This window comes from Pseudoalteromonas lipolytica (genome assembly GCF_001306915.1).
Classification (GTDB): Bacteria; Pseudomonadota; Gammaproteobacteria; order Enterobacterales; family Alteromonadaceae; genus Pseudoalteromonas; species Pseudoalteromonas simplex.
This window is the reverse complement of the sequence record NZ_LJTC01000005.1, coordinates 370,447-387,266: the sequence shown is the minus strand read 5'-3', so window position 1 is coordinate 387,266 and position 16,820 is coordinate 370,447. Positions and strand designations below refer to the sequence as shown.

The window sequence follows — 16,820 nt, the reverse complement described above, 5'->3', positions numbered from 1 at the left end:
TATGGCCTTATCAACTCAGTTACAGCAATGCTTCTGGCTATATCATCAAGGAGTTAATGATGTTGCCTCACACCTCAGCAGGAAAAGTACCGAGCGTAATAAATAAACTTATTGCAATGGCTGAAACCTTTGTACTGCCAGAGCGAAGAGAAAGACATTATCCAAGATGTGTGAAAAAGAGACCCAGTCGATACCCTGAACGAAAGCCCCAAAAAATGCCTGTCAGCTCTTAACTGACAGGCATTAAACCACGGGATCATTTTTTTACTTCCTCTTCAGTGAAGTGCCTCTTACCCTCTTTGTGCTATTAAATGTTGAGCTGTAAGTTTGAAGCCGAGCGGTGTTGTTTTCGGGTCTTATCCAAAGGCCCATTTTGTAGAAGGTACTTCAGTGCCGAAAATATTTTAACAAAGAGAAGTGAATGAGAAGAAAATGAGGGAACCACAGGATCATTTTTTTACTTTCTCTTCAGCGAAGCGTCTCTTATCCTCTTTGTGCTATTAGATGTCTTTGATGTAGGCGTGAAATTTATTTTGCGAGCTTTCTTGTCGGTCGTGCTTTAGCGCATCATTGATGAGAGGTACGTAATAGCTTGACGCCATAAATGACCACTTTGTACAAAATCGCATCTTGTATCTCGTTCCCCGAACCTAATAGCTTCATATTTGCGTAGGTGGTATATTCTCTTTGTGGTGATTAACCTTTTAGGTAGACGATTAATGGCAAAAGATAGATACGCGCCAAAGGCTGTTGGCGATATTATGGCGGGCTTGAGTGGTCGCTTGGCATCTTATGCTGGTAAAACCCAAGGTTTGTCTTCTCAACAAACCATTCTTGATGACTTCTTAGGTGAAACGCTTTCGAAAAAATGTCGGGTAAGTAATTACCGTGATGGTACTTTGATGATAGAAGCAGTTTCGGCACCGATTGCACTGCGTTTAAATTACTTAAAAATGGATATGCTTTCGCATTTTCGTGCCGCTGGTATGGTAGAGCTTGGGCAAATTAAAATTACCGCAAACCCACAGGCAACACAGCGCTTATCAGCAACAAATAAGCCAGAGCAAAAGCCTGTTTCCAAGCGTCAAATGAGCGAACAAACGGCTGATTACCTCAGCGCCATTGCCGCAGATGCCCCGCCTTCATTAAAAGCCAAGTTAGAGCGTTTAGCACAACATGGGCGGAAAAAGAAGTAAAGCCGTCAGCTTTCAGCTGTCAGTTTGAAGCCGAATTGTGTTGTTTGTAAGTCAGACATAGGTTGGTGAAATGGCGCAGTACGTCAGACGCGCCAAGCAAGCGTGACGCCTATGGTGTAGGCGTGAAATTTATTTCGCGCGAAAATATTTGCACAAAGAGAAGTGAATGAGAAAAGAATGAGAAAGCGATAATGTGCTTTTTTGTTTTCTTTTAAGCGCAGCGTCTCTTATCCTCTTTGTGCGATTAAATGTCTTTGATGTAGGCGTGAAATTTATTTCGCGTGTTATCTTGTAGGTTGTGCTTTAGCGCGTCATTGGTGAAGGAGATGTAATGTATTGTCGCCATAAATGACCACCTACATTTACAAAGTTGAATTTCGTCCCTCTAATCGCCTTTTTTCTCCTCTGATCTTGATTTTATTTCGATTGTCGCCATATCTATTCAGTAATCTTGTTTTCACCCTTTTTGTAGGGTTAGATCAAAGATTATGGCTGATTTTTAAATTTTCTTGCTGAAAATCCATATCTTCATAAACAGAAGGTTTGATGTTGCGCAGACTCTGGTATGATAGCGCACGAAATAAGCGGTGTTTTGAACAGCGTACTGATAAATTGTTAATTAATATGCCCTACATCATGAGCATAAGCGCATATTAATTATCAATTGAAGAAAGTGGGTTAGCTAATGACTAGCTAACAAAGAATATATTGTAACGGTTTTATCATGATATCTAATTTATTTACCAAGATTTTTGGTAGTCGCAATGACCGCACTATTAAAAACCTAAGAAAGACGGTCGCTCTAATTAATGCGCTTGAAAAGCAATTAGAAGCGCTTTCTGATGAAGATTTAAAAGCAAAAACAGCTGAATTTAGAGAGCGTTACGATAACGGACAAAGCCTAGATGACATTTTACCAGAAGCATTTGCTGTGGTACGTGAAGCATCTAAACGTGTAAATGGCATGCGTCACTTCGACGTACAGCTACTAGGTGGTATGGTTTTACACCAAGGTCGCATCGCAGAAATGCGTACCGGTGAAGGTAAAACACTAACAGCAACATTACCTGCCTACCTTCGTGGTTTAACAGGTAAAGGTGTTCACGTAATTACCGTGAATGACTACCTTGCAAAACGTGACGCCGAAACTAACCGTGAACTATTTGAATTCTTGGGCCTAACTGTAGGTTGTAACGTACCAGGCATGATGCCACAGCAGAAGAAAATCGCTTATGCTGCCGACATTACTTACGGTACTAATAACGAATTTGGCTTTGATTATCTGCGCGATAACATGGCATTTAGCATTGAAGAGCGTGTACAACGCCCACTTTACTACGCTGTAGTGGATGAGGTGGATTCAATCTTAATCGATGAAGCGCGTACGCCGCTTATTATCTCAGGCCCAGCTGAAGACAGCTCAGAGCTTTACATCGAAATCAACAAAATTGTGCCTGACCTAGAGCTACAAGAAAAAGAAGATGAAGAAGGCGTTGAAGGCGACGGCGATTACACTATTGATGAAAAGTCTAAGCAGGTTCACCTTACAGAGCGTGGTCAAATTAAAGTCGAAGAGCTACTAATTGAGCGCGGCTTAATTCAAGAAGGTGATTCACTTTACTCAGCTTCAAGCATCACATTATTAAGCCATGTGTATGCGGCACTTCGTGCTCACAAGCTTTATCAAAAAGACGTTGATTACGTTGTAAAAGAAAACGAAGTTATCATCGTTGATGAGCATACTGGCCGTACAATGGAAGGCCGTCGTTGGTCAGAAGGTTTGCACCAAGCTGTTGAAGCAAAAGAAGGTGTACGCATTCAAAACGAAAACCAAACATTGGCATCAATCACATTCCAAAACTACTTCCGTTTATACGACACGCTAGCGGGTATGACAGGTACAGCAGACACAGAAGCGTTTGAGTTCCAGTCTATCTATGGTCTAGACACAGTAGTAATGCCAACGAACAAACCGATGATCCGTGACGATCGTGCTGACCTTGTATACCTAACACAAGAAGAAAAGTACGAAGCAATCCTTGCTGATATCAAAGATTGCCAAGAACGTGGTCAACCGGTACTTGTGGGTACTATCTCTATCGAAAGTTCTGAGTACTTATCGCAGTTCTTACGTAAAGAAAAAATTAAGCACAACGTACTTAATGCTAAGTTCCACGCACAGGAAGCAGACATCGTTGCTGATGCAGGTTTACCTGGCACAGTAACTATTGCAACTAACATGGCCGGTCGTGGTACCGATATCGTGTTAGGTGGTAACTGGAACAGTGAAGTTGAAAAGCTAGAAAACCCAAATGATGAACAAATCAAAGCGATTAAAGATGAGTGGCAAAAACGCCACGATGCAGTAATCGAAGCGGGTGGTTTACACATCATTGGTACTGAACGTCACGAGTCTCGTCGTATCGATAACCAGCTACGTGGTCGTTCTGGTCGTCAAGGTGATGCGGGTTCAAGCCGTTTCTACTTATCAATGGACGACGCGCTAATGCGTATCTTCGCTGGTGAGCGCATGACTAACATGATGCGTAAACTAGGTATGCAACGCGGTGAAGCAATTGAGCACCCTTGGGTTAACCGCGCAATCGAAAACGCACAACGTAAAGTTGAGGCACGTAACTTCGATGTTCGTAAGCAATTACTTGAATACGATGATGTAGCGAACGACCAACGTCGTGTTGTTTACTCGCAACGTAATGAGCTACTTGAAGAAGGCGATATTTCAGAAACTATCACTGCAATTCGTGGCGATGTGCTAAACGGTACAATCGACCAGTACATTGCACCGCAAAGCCTTGCTGAAATGTGGGATATCCCGGGTCTTGAAGAGCGCTTAAAACAAGATTTCTTAATTGAGCTGCCAATTTCACAATGGCTAGCTGACGATAGCAAACTATACGAAGAGAAACTTCGTGAGCGTATCGAAGAAGCGGTTGAGCAAGCATACAAGCAAAAAGAAGAGATGGTAGGCGAGTCTGTACTACGTCAATTCGAAAAAGCGATTATGCTACAAAGCCTAGACCAACATTGGAAAGATCACTTGGCAGCGATGGACCACCTTCGTCAAGGTATCCACTTACGTGGTTACGCACAGAAGAATCCTAAGCAAGAGTACAAGCGCGAGTCGTTTGAGCTATTCTCTGAAATGCTAGAGAACTTAAAAGTCGACGTTGTGGGTATTTTAAGTAAAGTACAAGTTCGCGCTGAAGAAGATGTTGAAAAAGTTGAAGAGCAACATCGTCGTAGCGAAAATGCGCCACGTGAATACCAACACGAAGAAGCTGAGCACATCGGTGGCGAAACACCAGAAGGTGCTGTAGTTACACAACGTGCAGAACCTAAAGTAGGCCGTAACGAGCCGTGTCCTTGTGGTTCAGGTAATAAATATAAGCAGTGTTGCGGTAAATTAAAATAACCAAAACACGGTGATAAAAAGCGACGCTTGCGTCGCTTTTTTTATGATTAAGGAAACAACAAATGACTAAAAAAGTAGTGCATGTTGCTGTTGGCGTTATTTATAAAGATCAGCAATTATTTATATGTAAGCGCCCAGACGACAAACATCAAGGCGGCTTATGGGAATTCCCAGGCGGTAAAGTAGAGCAGGGCGAAAGCGTATTTACTGCGCTACAGCGCGAGCTATTAGAAGAAGTAAACCTAACCGTAAATGGCAGTGAAGAGCTAATGGTTATCGAACATGACTACGGCGATAAGTGCGTACGCTTAGATGTGCACATTGTTGATGATTTCACAGGCACAGCCCATGGCGCAGAAGGCCAACAAGGAAAATGGGTCGCACTAAACGAGCTTAATGATTACAGCTTCCCTGCCGCCAATGTTGAGATCATCGAAAAGATAAAACAGAAGTACAAGCAGTAACAGCCGTCAGCTTTCAGTTTCTGGCCGAGCGGTGTTGTTTGCGGGTTCTTTATTAATTTGCAATCTTGGTGCTGAATGTAAGACGCGCCAAGCAAGCGTGACGCCTACGATTGATGTAGGCGTGAAATTTATTTCGCGCGAAAATAATTGCACAAAGAGAAGTGAATGAGAAAAGAATGAGGAAGTGATAATAATGCTTTTTGTTTTCTCTAAAGCGCAGCGCCTCTTATCCTCTCTGTGGTTCAAATATGTTTTTGCACAAAGAGAAGTGAATGAGAAGAAAATGAGGGAACAACAAGATCCTTTTTCTACTTTCTCTTTAGCGGAGCGTCTCTTTATCTCTTTGTGATAATTTGGTTTTCTCAGTGTAGCGCGAAGCGCCTCTGTGCTCTCTGTGGTTCAATATGTTTTGCACAAAGTGAAGTAAATGAGAAGAGAGTGAGGAAACCACAGGATCTTTTTTTATTTCCTCTTAAGCGAAGCGCCTCTTACCCTCTTTGTGAATCATAGAAACATTGCGCGATGTAAAATCGCGCCTACAATGACCACTAACCACTTAACCTCCCCCTCTCATCGCTCAAAAATGCGGCTTATCTTGTTTTGATAAGAATTGTTACATATTCGGTTTTGTTGTTTTGCTCAAGAGGTTTATTATGGTGAAAGCGAAAAACTAATGATTAATTAGGTTTGCTAGTTTTTCGATAAATACATCAAAAAATAATTAGTACGGGACTCCCATGAAAAAAGTAACACTTACCGCGGCAAGTATTGCACTAGCCCTCGGTCTTGTTGGTTGTGGTGAAAAAGAACAAGAAACTAAAGCACCAGCAACTGCGACCGTCACTGAAGCAAAAGCACCTTTAAACTCTGGCATTGAACTGGCGAACATGGACAAATCTGTTCGCGCACAAGATGACTTTTACTATCACGTAAACGGCGAATGGTTAGAGAAAACAGAAATTCCAGGTGATAAATCAAACTACGGTTCATTCACTCAGCTTTACGATGATTCGCAAAAAGCGATGAAAGAAGTGCTAGAAAAAGCAGCGGCTAATAAAGACGTTAAGCCAGGCTCTGATGAAGCTAAATTAGCTGCATTCTATAACAGCTATATGGACGAAGCAGGCCGTGAAGCGGCAGGCATCAAGCCATTAACACCAGTGTTAGAAAGCGTTGATGCAGTTAAGAACAAGTCTGATCTTGTTGCTTTAATGGCTGAACTTCGCATTAAAGGTGGTAGCCTACCGTTTGGTTGGTACGTAAACAACGACGCGAAAAACTCTAGCGAAAACGCGATGTATGTTTATCAGTCAGGTTTAGGTTTACCAGATCGCGACTACTACTTAAAAGATGAAGAAAAATTCACAAAAATTCGTGAAGCTTACCAAGCATATGTAACAGCAATCTTAAGCAAGGCCGGTGTTGCTGATGCAGAATCTGCGGCTAAAACAATTATTGATCTTGAAACAAGCATTGCCGATGCGCAGTGGAGCCGTGTAGAAAGCCGTGATGCGACTAAATCTTACAATAAGATGAGCGTTGCAGATGCAAACAAACTTACTGGTGAGTTTGATTTTGCAGCTTACCTTGATGCATCAGGTATCAAAACTGACGATGTAATCATTCGCCAACCTAGCTACCTAGAAAAATTCGCAGGTATCTACAACGATACAGACTTAGCAACGTGGCAGAACTACCTTAAGTTCCACTTTGTTAGCAACTATGCTCGCCTATTAGATAAAGAGCTCGTAGACCTTAACTTTGATTTCTACAGCACAACACTTCGCGGTGTTACAGAGCAATCACCACTTTGGAAAAAAGCGGTTGATGCATCAAACGGTGTATTAGGTGAAATTCTTGGTAAAGTATACGTTAAAGAAAACTTCCCGCCTGAAGCAAAAGCACGCATGGAAGAGTTAGTTGATAACGTTATCAAAGGTTATGCAGTTGCGATTGAAAATCTTGAGTGGATGAGCCCAGAAACAAAAATCGCTGCGAAAGCGAAACTTGATAAGTTCACGCCAAAAATCGGTTACCCAGATAAATGGAAAGACTATTCTGCACTTGAAGTGAAAGGTGACGACTTAGTAGGTAACTACATTCGCCACAGCGAGTGGGAATATGCAGATATGACTGCAAAACTAGGTAAGCCAGTTGACCGTTCTGAGTGGCACATGACACCACAAACAGTAAACGCTTACTACAACCCTGTGAACAACGAAATCGTATTCCCAGCGGCTATCTTACAACCGCCATTCTTCAACCTAGAAGCTGATGATGCTGTTAACTACGGTGCAATTGGTGCGGTAATCGGTCACGAATTAGGTCACGGTTTTGATGACCAAGGTGCGAAGTACGATGGTGACGGTAACTTACGTAACTGGTGGAGCGACTCAGACCTTAAACAGTTTGAAGAACGCACGGGTCAGTTAGTTGCTCAGTATAACGAGTACAAACCATTTGAGGATGCTAGCGTAAATGGTCAGCTTACATTAGGTGAGAACATTGGCGACTTAGGTGGCTTAACAGTTGCTTATACTGCATACCAGTTATCACTTGGTGATGAAAAAGCGCCTATTATTGATGGTTACACAGGTGATCAGCGTTTCTTCATGGGTTGGTCGCAAATTTGGCGTCGTAAATATCGTGACGAAGAGTTACGTAACCGCCTAATGACAGACCCTCATTCACCAAGCCATTACCGTGTAATCGGTATTCTTTCAAATATGCCAGAATTCTATCAGGCATTTGATGTGAAAGAAGGCGACAAGATGTATATCAAACCAGAAGACCGCGTAAAAATCTGGTAATTGATTATCGATTTAAAAAAGGCTCTGAGTGAACGCTCAGAGCCTTTTTTGTTTGGAGCTGTCAGCTTTAAGCCGACATTTGATGTAGGCGTGAAATTTATTTCGCGCGGTGGTTGCGTGTTGTGTGGTGTTTAAAACGCGCCAAGCAAGCGTGACGCCTACGGTTTGATGTAGATGGTCGAGTATTGCGTGATGTTTAAAACGCGCCAAGCAAGCGTGACGCCTACGCTTGTGGTAGGCGTGAAATTTATTTCGCGAGATGGTTGAGTATTGTGTGATGTTCAAGACGCGCCAAGCAAGCGTGACGCTTACGTTTGATGTAGACGTGAAATTTATTTCGCGCGATAGTTGAGTATTGTGTGATGTTTAAGACGCGCCAAGCAAGCGTGACGCCTACGTTTGAGGTAGGCGTGAAATTCATTTCGCGCGATGTGTTTGTATTGAGTTGTGTTCAAGACGCGCCAAGCAAGCGTGACGCCTACATTTGATGTAGGCGTGAAATTTATTTCGCGCGATGGTCGAATATTGTGTGGTGTTTAAGAGGCGCCAAGCAAGTGTGACGCCTATGTTTGATGTAGGCGTGAAATTTATTTCGCGCGATGTGTTTGTATTGAGTGGTGTTCAAGACGCGCCAAGCAAGCGTGACGCCTACGGTGATGTAGGCGTGAAATTTATTTCGCGCGATGGTCGAGTATTGCGTGATGTTTAAAACGCGCCAAGCAAGCGTGACGCCTACGTTTGAAGTAGGCGTGAAATTTATTTCGCGCGATGGTCGAGTATTGTGTGGTGTTTAAGACGCGCCAAGCAAGCGTGACGCTTACGTTTGATGTAGACGTGAAATTTATTTCGCGCGATGGTTGTGTATTGTGAGGTTCAAACATTTTTGGTGTAAATTGGCTAGGTGTGTTTTTAAGTTCTAAGATCAGGTTTTACCTTCAGGATTGATAGGTTTATGTTTTCGTCAAGGAAGAGGCTTAAAGGGCGTACCTCACATTCAAACTGCTATTATTCAGTAACTCTTTGTTGTGAGAATCGAGTGCCTATATTTGCCAACTATCTATATGCAGTTGATGCTGCCAAAGCAATTTACCATTTAGAAGATAAAGTGGAGACAATCTGCTTTGTCCTTATGCCTGACCATTTACATTGGATATTTCAACTTCGCCCTCAGCAAAACTTATCAGCAGTAATTAAGCTGTACAAAAGCATGGTGACCATGTCTATTCGTAAGAGAGAGGGGCGCAAAGTAGTGGTTTGGCAAAATAATTTTTATGATCATCAAATCAGAGATGAAAATGACCTAATACATCAAGCTCGATATATAGTCGCAAACCCTCTACGCGCAAAATTAGTCAAGCACGTTGGCGATTACCCGTTTTGGAATTGTATTTGGTTGTAGAGACGTGAAATTTATGTCGCGCGATGGTTGTGTATTAAGTGGTGTTCAACACGCGCCAAGCAAGCGTGACGCCTACGGTGTTGTAGGCGTGAAATTAATTTCGCGCGAAGGAAATCAAAGCATAATCGCATCTTTTAGATACTGGAATAACTCTTTGTAATTCTTTGCTGGCTTTTCTGCTTTTACTTCTTTTGCGGCGCTGCGCACTAATTGGCGCATTTTTTGGCGCTCAAGAGACGGGTATTGATCGATTGTTGAATTGATCAGGTCGTCACCTTGTTTAATTAAATCATCACGCAGGATTTCGATTTTGTTCATCAACACATCCGCTTGATTGTTTTTATTAAGCATGATGTCGATCATCGCTTGGATTTCATCAACGTTTTCTGTGGTACGTAACACTTTTGCGATGTAGTTTAAGTTACGACGGTAAGCATCGCTCTTATCACTTACTTTATCAGAAACAACAAGGGCTTCTTTTAAATCATGATTAAGCGGTAAACGATCGCGCTGCTTTTTCGGCATTTTTGCAATTTCAGCACCCAGACCATGATATTGCATGGCTTCACGTTTTAATTCGCTTTTTGATACGTAAATAATTTCTTCTTCGATAAGTGGCTTTTTCTTCTTCGCCATAAGGATGCTCATTCAGTAAACTTAACTATTCGCTATTATACGCCATTTAGTTAATGATTAATATTAGCTGATGCAGGTCTCGCAGTGTGTTAGCATTCGTTACACTATAAAAAATATCAGAACCTAGGACACACAAGATGAAAGATCCTATTTATCAACACATTTCTGAAGTGAAAGACGCAGTAAGCGAAGTGCTAGAGCATGCAAAAAAATTGGGTGCAACAGCAGCCGAAGCGGCGATGTCGAGCACGTCAGGTTTGTCTGTCAGTACGCGCATGGGCGAAGTTGAAACAATAGAGTTTAACCAAGACGGTGGCTTAGGTATCAGTGTTTATGTGGGTAATAACAAAGGGTCTGCTTCAACGGCTGACTTAAACCCAAAAACATTACGTACAGTGGTCGAAAAAGCCATTGATATTGCAAAGTTCACCTCTGACGACCCATTTAATGGTATCGCTGATAAAGAGTTACTTGAATTTGCGCCGCAAGATTTAGATTTATACCACCCGTGGGAAGTTAGCCCAGAGCAAGGTGTTGAGTTTTGTCATCAAGCAGAACAAGCTGCGCTAAATGCCGATGAGCGCATTGTAAATTCAGACGGTGCGAGTTTTTCTTCTCACCAAGGTTTACGTGTTTATGGTAACAGCCATGGCATGATTGCAGGTTACCCACGTACGCGTCATAGCATTAGTACGATGGTGATTGGTAAAGAAGGCGAGCAAATGCAGCGCGACTCGGCTTACACTATCGCGCGTCATAAAGATGATTTAAACGACGCTGCAAAAGTGGGCCTTGAAGCAGCAACAGAAACCTTGGCTAAGCTTAACAGCCAAAAGCTCGGTACTATGAAAGTGCCTGTAATCTTTAGAGCTGATATTGCGAACTCATTATTCGGCCATTTAGTGTCGGCGATTGGTGGCGGTGCGCTTTATCGTAAATCAAGCTTCTTGCTTGATAGCTTAGGTACAAAAGTATTCAGCGATTGTGTGAATATCTCTGAGCGCCCACATTTATTAAAAGGTTTAGCGTCTTCACCGTTTGATGCTGAAGGTTTAAAAACTGTAGACCGTGAAATTATTCAAGGCGGTGAGCTGCAAACTTACCTATTAGCAAGCTACGCGGCACGTAAACTGTCTATGGCACCAACGGGTCATGCAGGTGGTATTCATAACTGGCTAGTTGAACAAACTCATGCCGATTTAAAAGCGCTATTTAAAACCATGGGCACAGGCTTATTAGTAACTGAACTTATGGGCCAAGGTGTGAACACTGTAACGGGTGATTACTCACGTGGTGCAGCAGGTTTTTGGGTTGAGAATGGCGAAATCCAATACCCAGTCAGTGAAATCACGATTGCTGGTAACTTAAAAGATATGTTTAAGGCCGTTGTGGGCTTAGGTGGCGACATCGAGCGTCGTGGTGGTATTCAAACTGGCTCTGTATTGATTGAACAAATGCAGGTTGCTGGTAGCTGATTCATCAATAACTACTCAATTTTTGAAGCCTCACGTTTGTGGGGCTTTTTTATTTGAAAAAACGCTTTACCTAAACTTAACTTGAGGTTTTATCTTGGTGGCAGTTTAAAAATAAAAAGGAAAACTACAATGTATTTAGAGCACGTAAACCTTGTTGTTAGTAATGTTGATGCCATGCTGCACTTTTATAAAGCCGCATTCCCGCACTGGCGTGTGCGTAGCCAAGGCGATAGCAAATGGTCGGGCAAACCGCGCAAGTGGCTGCACTTTGGTGATGATTACCAATATCTTGCATTAAGCGATAACGGTGAAGCTGAAAACCGTGATTTAGCCGGCCACCAAGTAGGCCTTGCTCATTTTGCCTATGTGACAAACGATATTAATGCGGTAATTGAACGTCTGGTTTCAGCCGGATATGAAATTGATAAACACGGCCCAGAAAACCCTTATCGTAAAAATGTATACTTCATCGACCCCGCAGGGTTTGAAGTTGAGTTTGTAGAGTATTTCAGTGATATCCCGAGTGAGAGGAATAATGACTTGTGAGGGAGCTGTCAGCTTTCAGCTGTCAGTTTTGAGCCGAGCAGTGTTGTTTGTAGGTCAGACATAGGTTGATGGAATGGCGTTGCATATAAGACGCGCCAAGCAAGCGTGACGCCTACGATGTAGGCGGGAAATTTATTTCGCGCGAAAATATTTGCACAAAGAGAAGAGAATGAGGAAAGAATGAGGAAGTGATATTTATCTTTTCTTGTTTCCTCTGAAGCGCAGCGCCTCATTATCTATTTGTGAGATTAATTATCTTTGATGTAGGTGTGAAGTTTATTTCGCGCGAAAATATTTGCACAAAGAGAAGTGAATGAGAAGAGAATGAGTAAACCACAAGATCATTTTTTACTTCCTCTAAAGCGCAGCGTCTCTTAACCTCTTTGTGCGATTAAATGTCTTTGATGTAGGCGTGAAATTTATTTCGCGCGTTATCTTATTATATTGCGCGATGTAAAACTGCGGCTACGATAACTCGCACCTAGCACCTAGCACCTAGCACCTAGCACCTAGCACCTCGCATCTCGCATCTCGCACCTCGCATCTCGCATCTCGCATCTCGCAACTTTACTGCATCTTATTCATCTCTTTCCAACTGGCTTTTAGGCTGTTGGCGAAGCTGATGAACTTTTCTTTCATGGTACGTTTAACTGAAATCTCGACTGAGCCTAGCCATACATTACCTTCAATAGTGATGGTTGGGCCTTGGCCTTTGTTTAAGGCAACTGATTTATTCTCTACACTACCAATCACGCTAAATAATTTAGATACCACATTTACATGTTCTGGTACGTAGATTTCATCGTTACCTAAAATACAGTTCACGTAAATGGTGACATGCTGATGTTGGAAAATCGCTTCGCTAAAGTCGAGTTCGATTGAGCCTAGGCAGTTTGTGATGTGAATTTCTTTTGGTACTACCCATTGGCCGCTGCGCTCATTTGAGCCCAGAATACTGCGTAGCTGCAGGCTTTCGTTGTCGCTGCTGTGGCTGTAGTGAGGTTTAAATTGCGCATGCTTTTGCGATTTGTAGTCAATATCCGCTTTCAGATCTAAATCAGCAACAAGCTCAACCAGTACTTCGTTGCTGGTGGCTTCCATTGCCTGATCTAGGCGGCGTTCAAATGCTTCGGCTGAAATAACAGCATGACTGTAGTTATAAATGAGTTGATCAATGACTTCTTCTCTTACTTGATCGATTGGGCGGTCTTCAAGTTTAACGGCCATGGTAGTTCCCTGTTGTGATTTTAAAGGTGATTCTTTAGTTATTAATTACAAAGCAAAGCTTAGGCCAGATTTTATTTCTATATAAATCATGAGGTTGTCTTTTTAGACGAATAAGCAATTTCGTTAAATTAACCACAGATTAATAAAATCAGCAACTAAATGGTTATTTTTGCAACATTGTGAACATCTTACCGAGCAGCTTGTAAATCTTTACCGAAATGAATATAAATCACCGCTGAATAGGTATTTAACTTGCTGAAATTTAAGGGGTAAATAGTTGGCATCATAGTCGCATTACTTAAACTGTCTTTAATCAAAAGGAGAAAGATTATGAACACTTTTAACAAATCTATGATTGCGGCTTTAGTAATTGGTGCAACTAGCATGTCAGCTCAGGCAAGCAGCTGGGAAAATGAAAGTAAAGATGCTTGGATTGATGGTAAGGCAGAAACTGTGCTTCTTATGAACACAAACCTTAACAACTTTGATATCAACACTGATGTAACGAATGGCAAAGTTGTACTAACAGGTAAAGTTGATAGCGAATTAGATAAAGAGCTTGCTGAAGAGTTAGTTCTTAGCCTAGACGGTGTTAGCTCTGTTGATAACAAACTAACGGTTGTTAAAAACATGAAAGCTAAGCACATGAAATCAGACAAAGCTGATTCTGCAGAAAGCGACTTAACCGATGCAAAAATCAGTACTGTAATCACCACACGTTATTTATTTAACTCAGAAGTAGGTGGTACAGATATCGATGTTGATACCGACAACGGTGTAGTAACACTAAAAGGTACTGTTGAGTCTGATGCAGAAAAGCAATTAGCGGTAAGCATTGCTGAAAACGCTGAAGATGTTCGCAAAGTAATCGATGAATTAACGATTGTTGCTGAATAATAGCAAGCCCTATATAGCCCAGCTTTGGCTGGGCTTATCTTTTTCAAGGAGTGAGTCATGGATTTAATACGTATTATTTTATCGGTTTTAATTCCACCTCTCGGCGTATTTTTACAGGTAGGTTTAGGTGCGCAGTTCTGGATTAATATTCTTTTAACTCTATTAGGGTATATTCCAGGTTTGATTCATGCTGTGTATATCATCGCTAAGCGATAATCACCGCATTAATCTACAAGGATGGGTAATGGAGCACAGCAAGGAAGGGCTGTAGGAGTAACGGACGATAAACCGCAAGGAGTTTACAGTATGGATAATGTAACTAAGCACAAAGGACAACAAGGAAGTAACAAAGCGTTATGGAGTAGCGCACAATGGCAACGCTTTATGGATAAGGTGAATGGAGATGACAGCAAGGATTAAGCTTAGGCTTGGAGCCCAAACGGATGAAGCTAGCGTAAGGAGGAGACTATATGGAACAAGTACAAACGCAATCAAAACAAGGATTGACCAATAATGGAGTTGCTTTATGGAACAAGCAACAGTGGCACGAATTTATGGAACACGCGAAAGCGGTTGCGCCACGATTAACAGGGAAGGCTGACGATAAAAACCCGATGTCATCTTCAGGTGACATCGGGTTTTTAACTACTTCAGCAATTTATCTTTATAACTTAAATTGATTTACTGTCTTATTTAGAGACTCTGCTAACTCATTCAAATCACGTGCTTCATCCGCCAATTCATGGGCATGATCTGCAGTGCTATTCACTAAGTGATTAATCGCTGCCAAGCTATTGTTAATATCTTCTGCAACCACAGTTTGCTGCTCTGTCGAAGTCGCAATTTGATGACTTTGATCTTGTACATTTGTCACAGATTGCGCGATATCTTGCAATGCTTGCAATACAATTTGTGTTTGCTCAACTGAGCCTTCAGCACGCTCTTGACCTTGCTGCATCATTGTTGATGCTTGTTGGGCAATTTGCTGTAAACGGCTGATCATATTGCGAATATCATCTGTTGACTCTTGCGTTCTGCTTGCTAGTGAACGAACCTCATCAGCAACAACTGCGAAACCTCGGCCTTGCTCACCTGCACGGGCTGCTTCTATCGCTGCGTTAAGTGCCAGTAAGTTAGTTTGCTCAGCGATTGAGTTGATAACATCAACCACCGCGCCGATATTGCCACTTTCTTGTTCAAGACCCGCAACGACTTTAGACGCTTCACCAATGTGACTTGCAAGAGCGGTCATGACTGACTGAGCTTGAGTTGAGCGCTTAGTGCCATCTGCGGTAATGGTTTGCACTTCTTCAGCGGCATTATTGGTATGTTGCGCGTTACGTGAAATTTCGAGAACAGTTGAGGCCATTTCGGTTACTGCCGCACTTACGCTATCAACTTGTTGCTTTTCTTGCTGAATTTCATCATTGGTTTTTTGCGATACGGTTTTCAATTGGGCTGCGGCTTGGCTTAATTGCTCAGCTTGAGCTGCAGTATTCAGCATCATTGCACGTAATTTATCGATGAAAGTATTCATGTGATGAGCAAGCTGTCCTACTTCATCCTGACTTTTTATCTCGATTTTTTGTGTTAGATCGCCATCACCTGATGCGATATCACGCATGATGTAAGTGAGTTTAGTCAGCGGCTTGGTGATCATTTGCGTGGCCCAGAAGATCATCGCAATAATAATCGCAAGAATGATGATCACGGATGTTGTGGTTGTCATCACCGCATCATTTACTGGCTCATCAATCATACTGGTCGGAATTAAAATACCCACATACCAATCAAGGTAAGGGCTTTCTAATTCAAGGCGATTGTATACAACGTAATATTGCTCGCCTTTGAATGTGACAAAGCTGCTACCCTCTTTTTGGCTTTTCATCGCGCGGTTTAATTCGCTAAAGCCCGAGGTGTCGTTAAATTGCTTTTCGAGGGCATTTAAGCCTTCTTTGCCATTAGGGCCTTCGTCTGTGATAGATAGTTTATGTCCAGTTCGTTTTGAAAAGTGCACTACTTTCTGGTTACTGTCGAGTAAAAAGCCAAAGCCTTGGCCATCAAATCGAATAGCTTCAACCATGTCGTTGATATTATTAAGCTGTAAATCAACACCACCAAAACCAATAAGCTTGTTTTGTTTATAAACAGGCTGTTGTACAACTGCAGAGGCGATACCTGTGGTTAAATCAACAGAAATAGGGCCAACATACAACTTATTAATTTTTAATGCATCTTGCCACCAACCACGTTTGTAAGCGTAATATGGTTGGCCATTATAAGTGGCGGTACGCTCGTTTTCTTTGAAGTACTCACCTGTGGTCGCAGAAGCAAAGAAGGCTGATAAAATGTTATCATCGTTACCACTAATACGAACAAAATCTTGATTAACGCTGCTGTAACCAGGCTGACTATCTAAGCTTTGATCGCGCTGAGTCCAGTTATCGAACCAGTTAACTAAATGCGGGTTTGTTACAAAGGTTTCGACAACTTTGCCGTATTTGGCAAAATAGGCCTGCATTGACAGTCGCTCACTTTGCAAATAGCTGTCGGCTTCGCGTTGAATTGCATGACGTGAAAGATCAGCAATATGGTTTACAAAAAAGCTAGACGCGATGATTAGTAGCACACTTATCGTCCCGCCAATGAGCAGAAGTATTTTTTTACGTAAAGAGAGGTTGTTTAACATAGTGCACGCGTTTTTATTATAGGTTAGAGTTATCTATCTAATCATATT

Annotated in this window: 14 protein-coding genes and 1 pseudogene; 12 read left to right on the top strand and 3 right to left on the bottom strand. The window is 42.1% G+C overall.

Annotation, left to right across the window (positions count from 1 at the left end):
• The 7 genes and pseudogenes from AOG27_RS21725 to AOG27_RS21225 all read left to right on the top strand — a co-directional run.
• Positions 1-233 (top strand): annotated as a pseudogene (locus tag AOG27_RS21725) (IS4 family transposase); the annotation flags it as partial.
• Between the two features lie 486 nt (positions 234-719).
• A complete protein-coding gene (locus AOG27_RS09995) occupies positions 720-1,196 on the top strand; it encodes a DUF721 domain-containing protein (protein ID WP_054552875.1) in 477 nt (158 codons plus the stop codon).
• A gap of 724 nt (positions 1,197-1,920) precedes the next feature.
• Positions 1,921-4,629 (top strand): preprotein translocase subunit SecA, encoded by a 2,709-nt coding sequence (gene secA, locus AOG27_RS09990; RefSeq protein WP_054552874.1) that lies wholly within the window; start codon positions 1,921-1,923, stop codon positions 4,627-4,629.
• Positions 4,630-4,691: 62 nt separating this feature from the next.
• Positions 4,692-5,093, top strand: a complete 402-nt coding sequence (mutT, locus tag AOG27_RS09985) for an 8-oxo-dGTP diphosphatase MutT (protein WP_054552873.1) — start codon at positions 4,692-4,694, stop codon at positions 5,091-5,093.
• 737 nt (positions 5,094-5,830) lie between these two features.
• Positions 5,831-7,903, top strand: coding sequence for a M13 family metallopeptidase (locus AOG27_RS09980; protein WP_054552872.1), 2,073 nt, complete (start codon positions 5,831-5,833; stop codon positions 7,901-7,903).
• Between the two features lie 529 nt (positions 7,904-8,432).
• Positions 8,433-8,612: a hypothetical protein gene (locus tag AOG27_RS09975; RefSeq protein WP_152967133.1), complete on the top strand. Its 180-nt coding sequence runs from the start codon at positions 8,433-8,435 to the stop codon at positions 8,610-8,612.
• Positions 8,613-8,855: 243 nt separating this feature from the next.
• Positions 8,856-9,302 carry an REP-associated tyrosine transposase gene (locus tag AOG27_RS21225; RefSeq protein WP_082389246.1) on the top strand — a complete coding sequence of 149 codons (447 nt, stop codon included), beginning with the start codon at positions 8,856-8,858 and terminating at the stop codon, positions 9,300-9,302.
• A gap of 114 nt (positions 9,303-9,416) precedes the next feature.
• Here AOG27_RS21225 and yjgA read toward each other — a convergent pair whose 3' ends face one another.
• A complete protein-coding gene (gene yjgA, locus AOG27_RS09965; RefSeq protein ID WP_054552889.1) occupies positions 9,417-9,938 on the bottom strand; it encodes a ribosome biogenesis factor YjgA in 522 nt (173 codons plus the stop codon).
• Positions 9,939-10,075: 137 nt separating this feature from the next.
• Here yjgA and pmbA point away from each other — a divergent pair, with 137 nt between their 5' ends.
• Both pmbA and AOG27_RS09955 read left to right on the top strand, forming a co-directional pair.
• The gene (gene pmbA / locus AOG27_RS09960; protein ID WP_054552870.1) at positions 10,076-11,413 is read left to right on the top strand and encodes a metalloprotease PmbA; all 1,338 of its coding nucleotides are present in this window, start codon (positions 10,076-10,078) and stop codon (positions 11,411-11,413) included.
• 129 nt (positions 11,414-11,542) lie between these two features.
• Positions 11,543-11,959 carry a VOC family protein gene (locus tag AOG27_RS09955; RefSeq protein ID WP_054552869.1) on the top strand — a complete coding sequence of 139 codons (417 nt, stop codon included), beginning with the start codon at positions 11,543-11,545 and terminating at the stop codon, positions 11,957-11,959.
• A gap of 567 nt (positions 11,960-12,526) precedes the next feature.
• Here the strand turns inward: AOG27_RS09955 and AOG27_RS09950 are convergent.
• On the bottom strand, positions 12,527-13,186 hold the full coding sequence (locus tag AOG27_RS09950) for a LiaF domain-containing protein (protein ID WP_054552868.1): 660 nt from the start codon (positions 13,184-13,186) through the stop codon (positions 12,527-12,529).
• 330 nt (positions 13,187-13,516) lie between these two features.
• Between AOG27_RS09950 and AOG27_RS09945 the strand changes: the two genes are divergently transcribed.
• From AOG27_RS09945 to AOG27_RS09935, 3 genes are all read left to right on the top strand, one after another.
• A complete protein-coding gene (locus tag AOG27_RS09945; protein ID WP_054552867.1) occupies positions 13,517-14,083 on the top strand; it encodes a BON domain-containing protein in 567 nt (188 codons plus the stop codon).
• Between the two features lie 57 nt (positions 14,084-14,140).
• Positions 14,141-14,299: a YqaE/Pmp3 family membrane protein gene (locus AOG27_RS21220; protein ID WP_064971745.1), complete on the top strand. Its 159-nt coding sequence runs from the start codon at positions 14,141-14,143 to the stop codon at positions 14,297-14,299.
• A 254-nt stretch (positions 14,300-14,553) separates the two neighbouring features.
• Positions 14,554-14,763, top strand: a complete 210-nt coding sequence (locus AOG27_RS09935) for a hypothetical protein (RefSeq protein ID WP_054552865.1) — start codon at positions 14,554-14,556, stop codon at positions 14,761-14,763.
• On the opposite strand, the gene AOG27_RS09930 is transcribed toward AOG27_RS09935, so the two are convergent.
• Entirely contained in the window at positions 14,748-16,772 is a 2,025-nt protein-coding gene (locus tag AOG27_RS09930; RefSeq protein WP_054552864.1) for a methyl-accepting chemotaxis protein, read from the bottom strand. The two genes, AOG27_RS09935 and AOG27_RS09930, sit on opposite strands and share 16 nt — an antisense overlap.
• Between the last annotated feature and the right edge of the window lie 48 nt (positions 16,773-16,820).

What these genes read in the sequence shown, in the direction of transcription:
- mutT (WP_054552873.1), top strand. Translation starts at nt 4,692, where the DNA reads ATGACTAAAAAAGTAGTGCATGTTGCTGTTGGCGTTATTTATAAAGAT.
- AOG27_RS21225 (WP_082389246.1), top strand. Translation starts at nt 8,856, where the DNA reads ATGTTTTCGTCAAGGAAGAGGCTTAAAGGGCGTACCTCACATTCAAAC.
- AOG27_RS09955 (WP_054552869.1), top strand. Translation starts at nt 11,543, where the DNA reads ATGTATTTAGAGCACGTAAACCTTGTTGTTAGTAATGTTGATGCCATG.
- AOG27_RS09945 (WP_054552867.1), top strand. Translation starts at nt 13,517, where the DNA reads ATGAACACTTTTAACAAATCTATGATTGCGGCTTTAGTAATTGGTGCA.
- AOG27_RS09950 (WP_054552868.1), bottom strand. Translation starts at nt 13,186, where the DNA reads ATGGCCGTTAAACTTGAAGACCGCCCAATCGATCAAGTAAGAGAAGAA.
- secA (WP_054552874.1), top strand. Translation starts at nt 1,921, where the DNA reads ATGATATCTAATTTATTTACCAAGATTTTTGGTAGTCGCAATGACCGC.
- AOG27_RS09935 (WP_054552865.1), top strand. Translation starts at nt 14,554, where the DNA reads ATGGAACAAGTACAAACGCAATCAAAACAAGGATTGACCAATAATGGA.
- AOG27_RS09980 (WP_054552872.1), top strand. Translation starts at nt 5,831, where the DNA reads ATGAAAAAAGTAACACTTACCGCGGCAAGTATTGCACTAGCCCTCGGT.
- AOG27_RS09995 (WP_054552875.1), top strand. Translation starts at nt 720, where the DNA reads ATGGCAAAAGATAGATACGCGCCAAAGGCTGTTGGCGATATTATGGCG.
- AOG27_RS21220 (WP_064971745.1), top strand. Translation starts at nt 14,141, where the DNA reads ATGGATTTAATACGTATTATTTTATCGGTTTTAATTCCACCTCTCGGC.
- AOG27_RS09930 (WP_054552864.1), bottom strand. Translation starts at nt 16,772, where the DNA reads ATGTTAAACAACCTCTCTTTACGTAAAAAAATACTTCTGCTCATTGGC.
- yjgA (WP_054552889.1), bottom strand. Translation starts at nt 9,938, where the DNA reads ATGGCGAAGAAGAAAAAGCCACTTATCGAAGAAGAAATTATTTACGTA.
- pmbA (WP_054552870.1), top strand. Translation starts at nt 10,076, where the DNA reads ATGAAAGATCCTATTTATCAACACATTTCTGAAGTGAAAGACGCAGTA.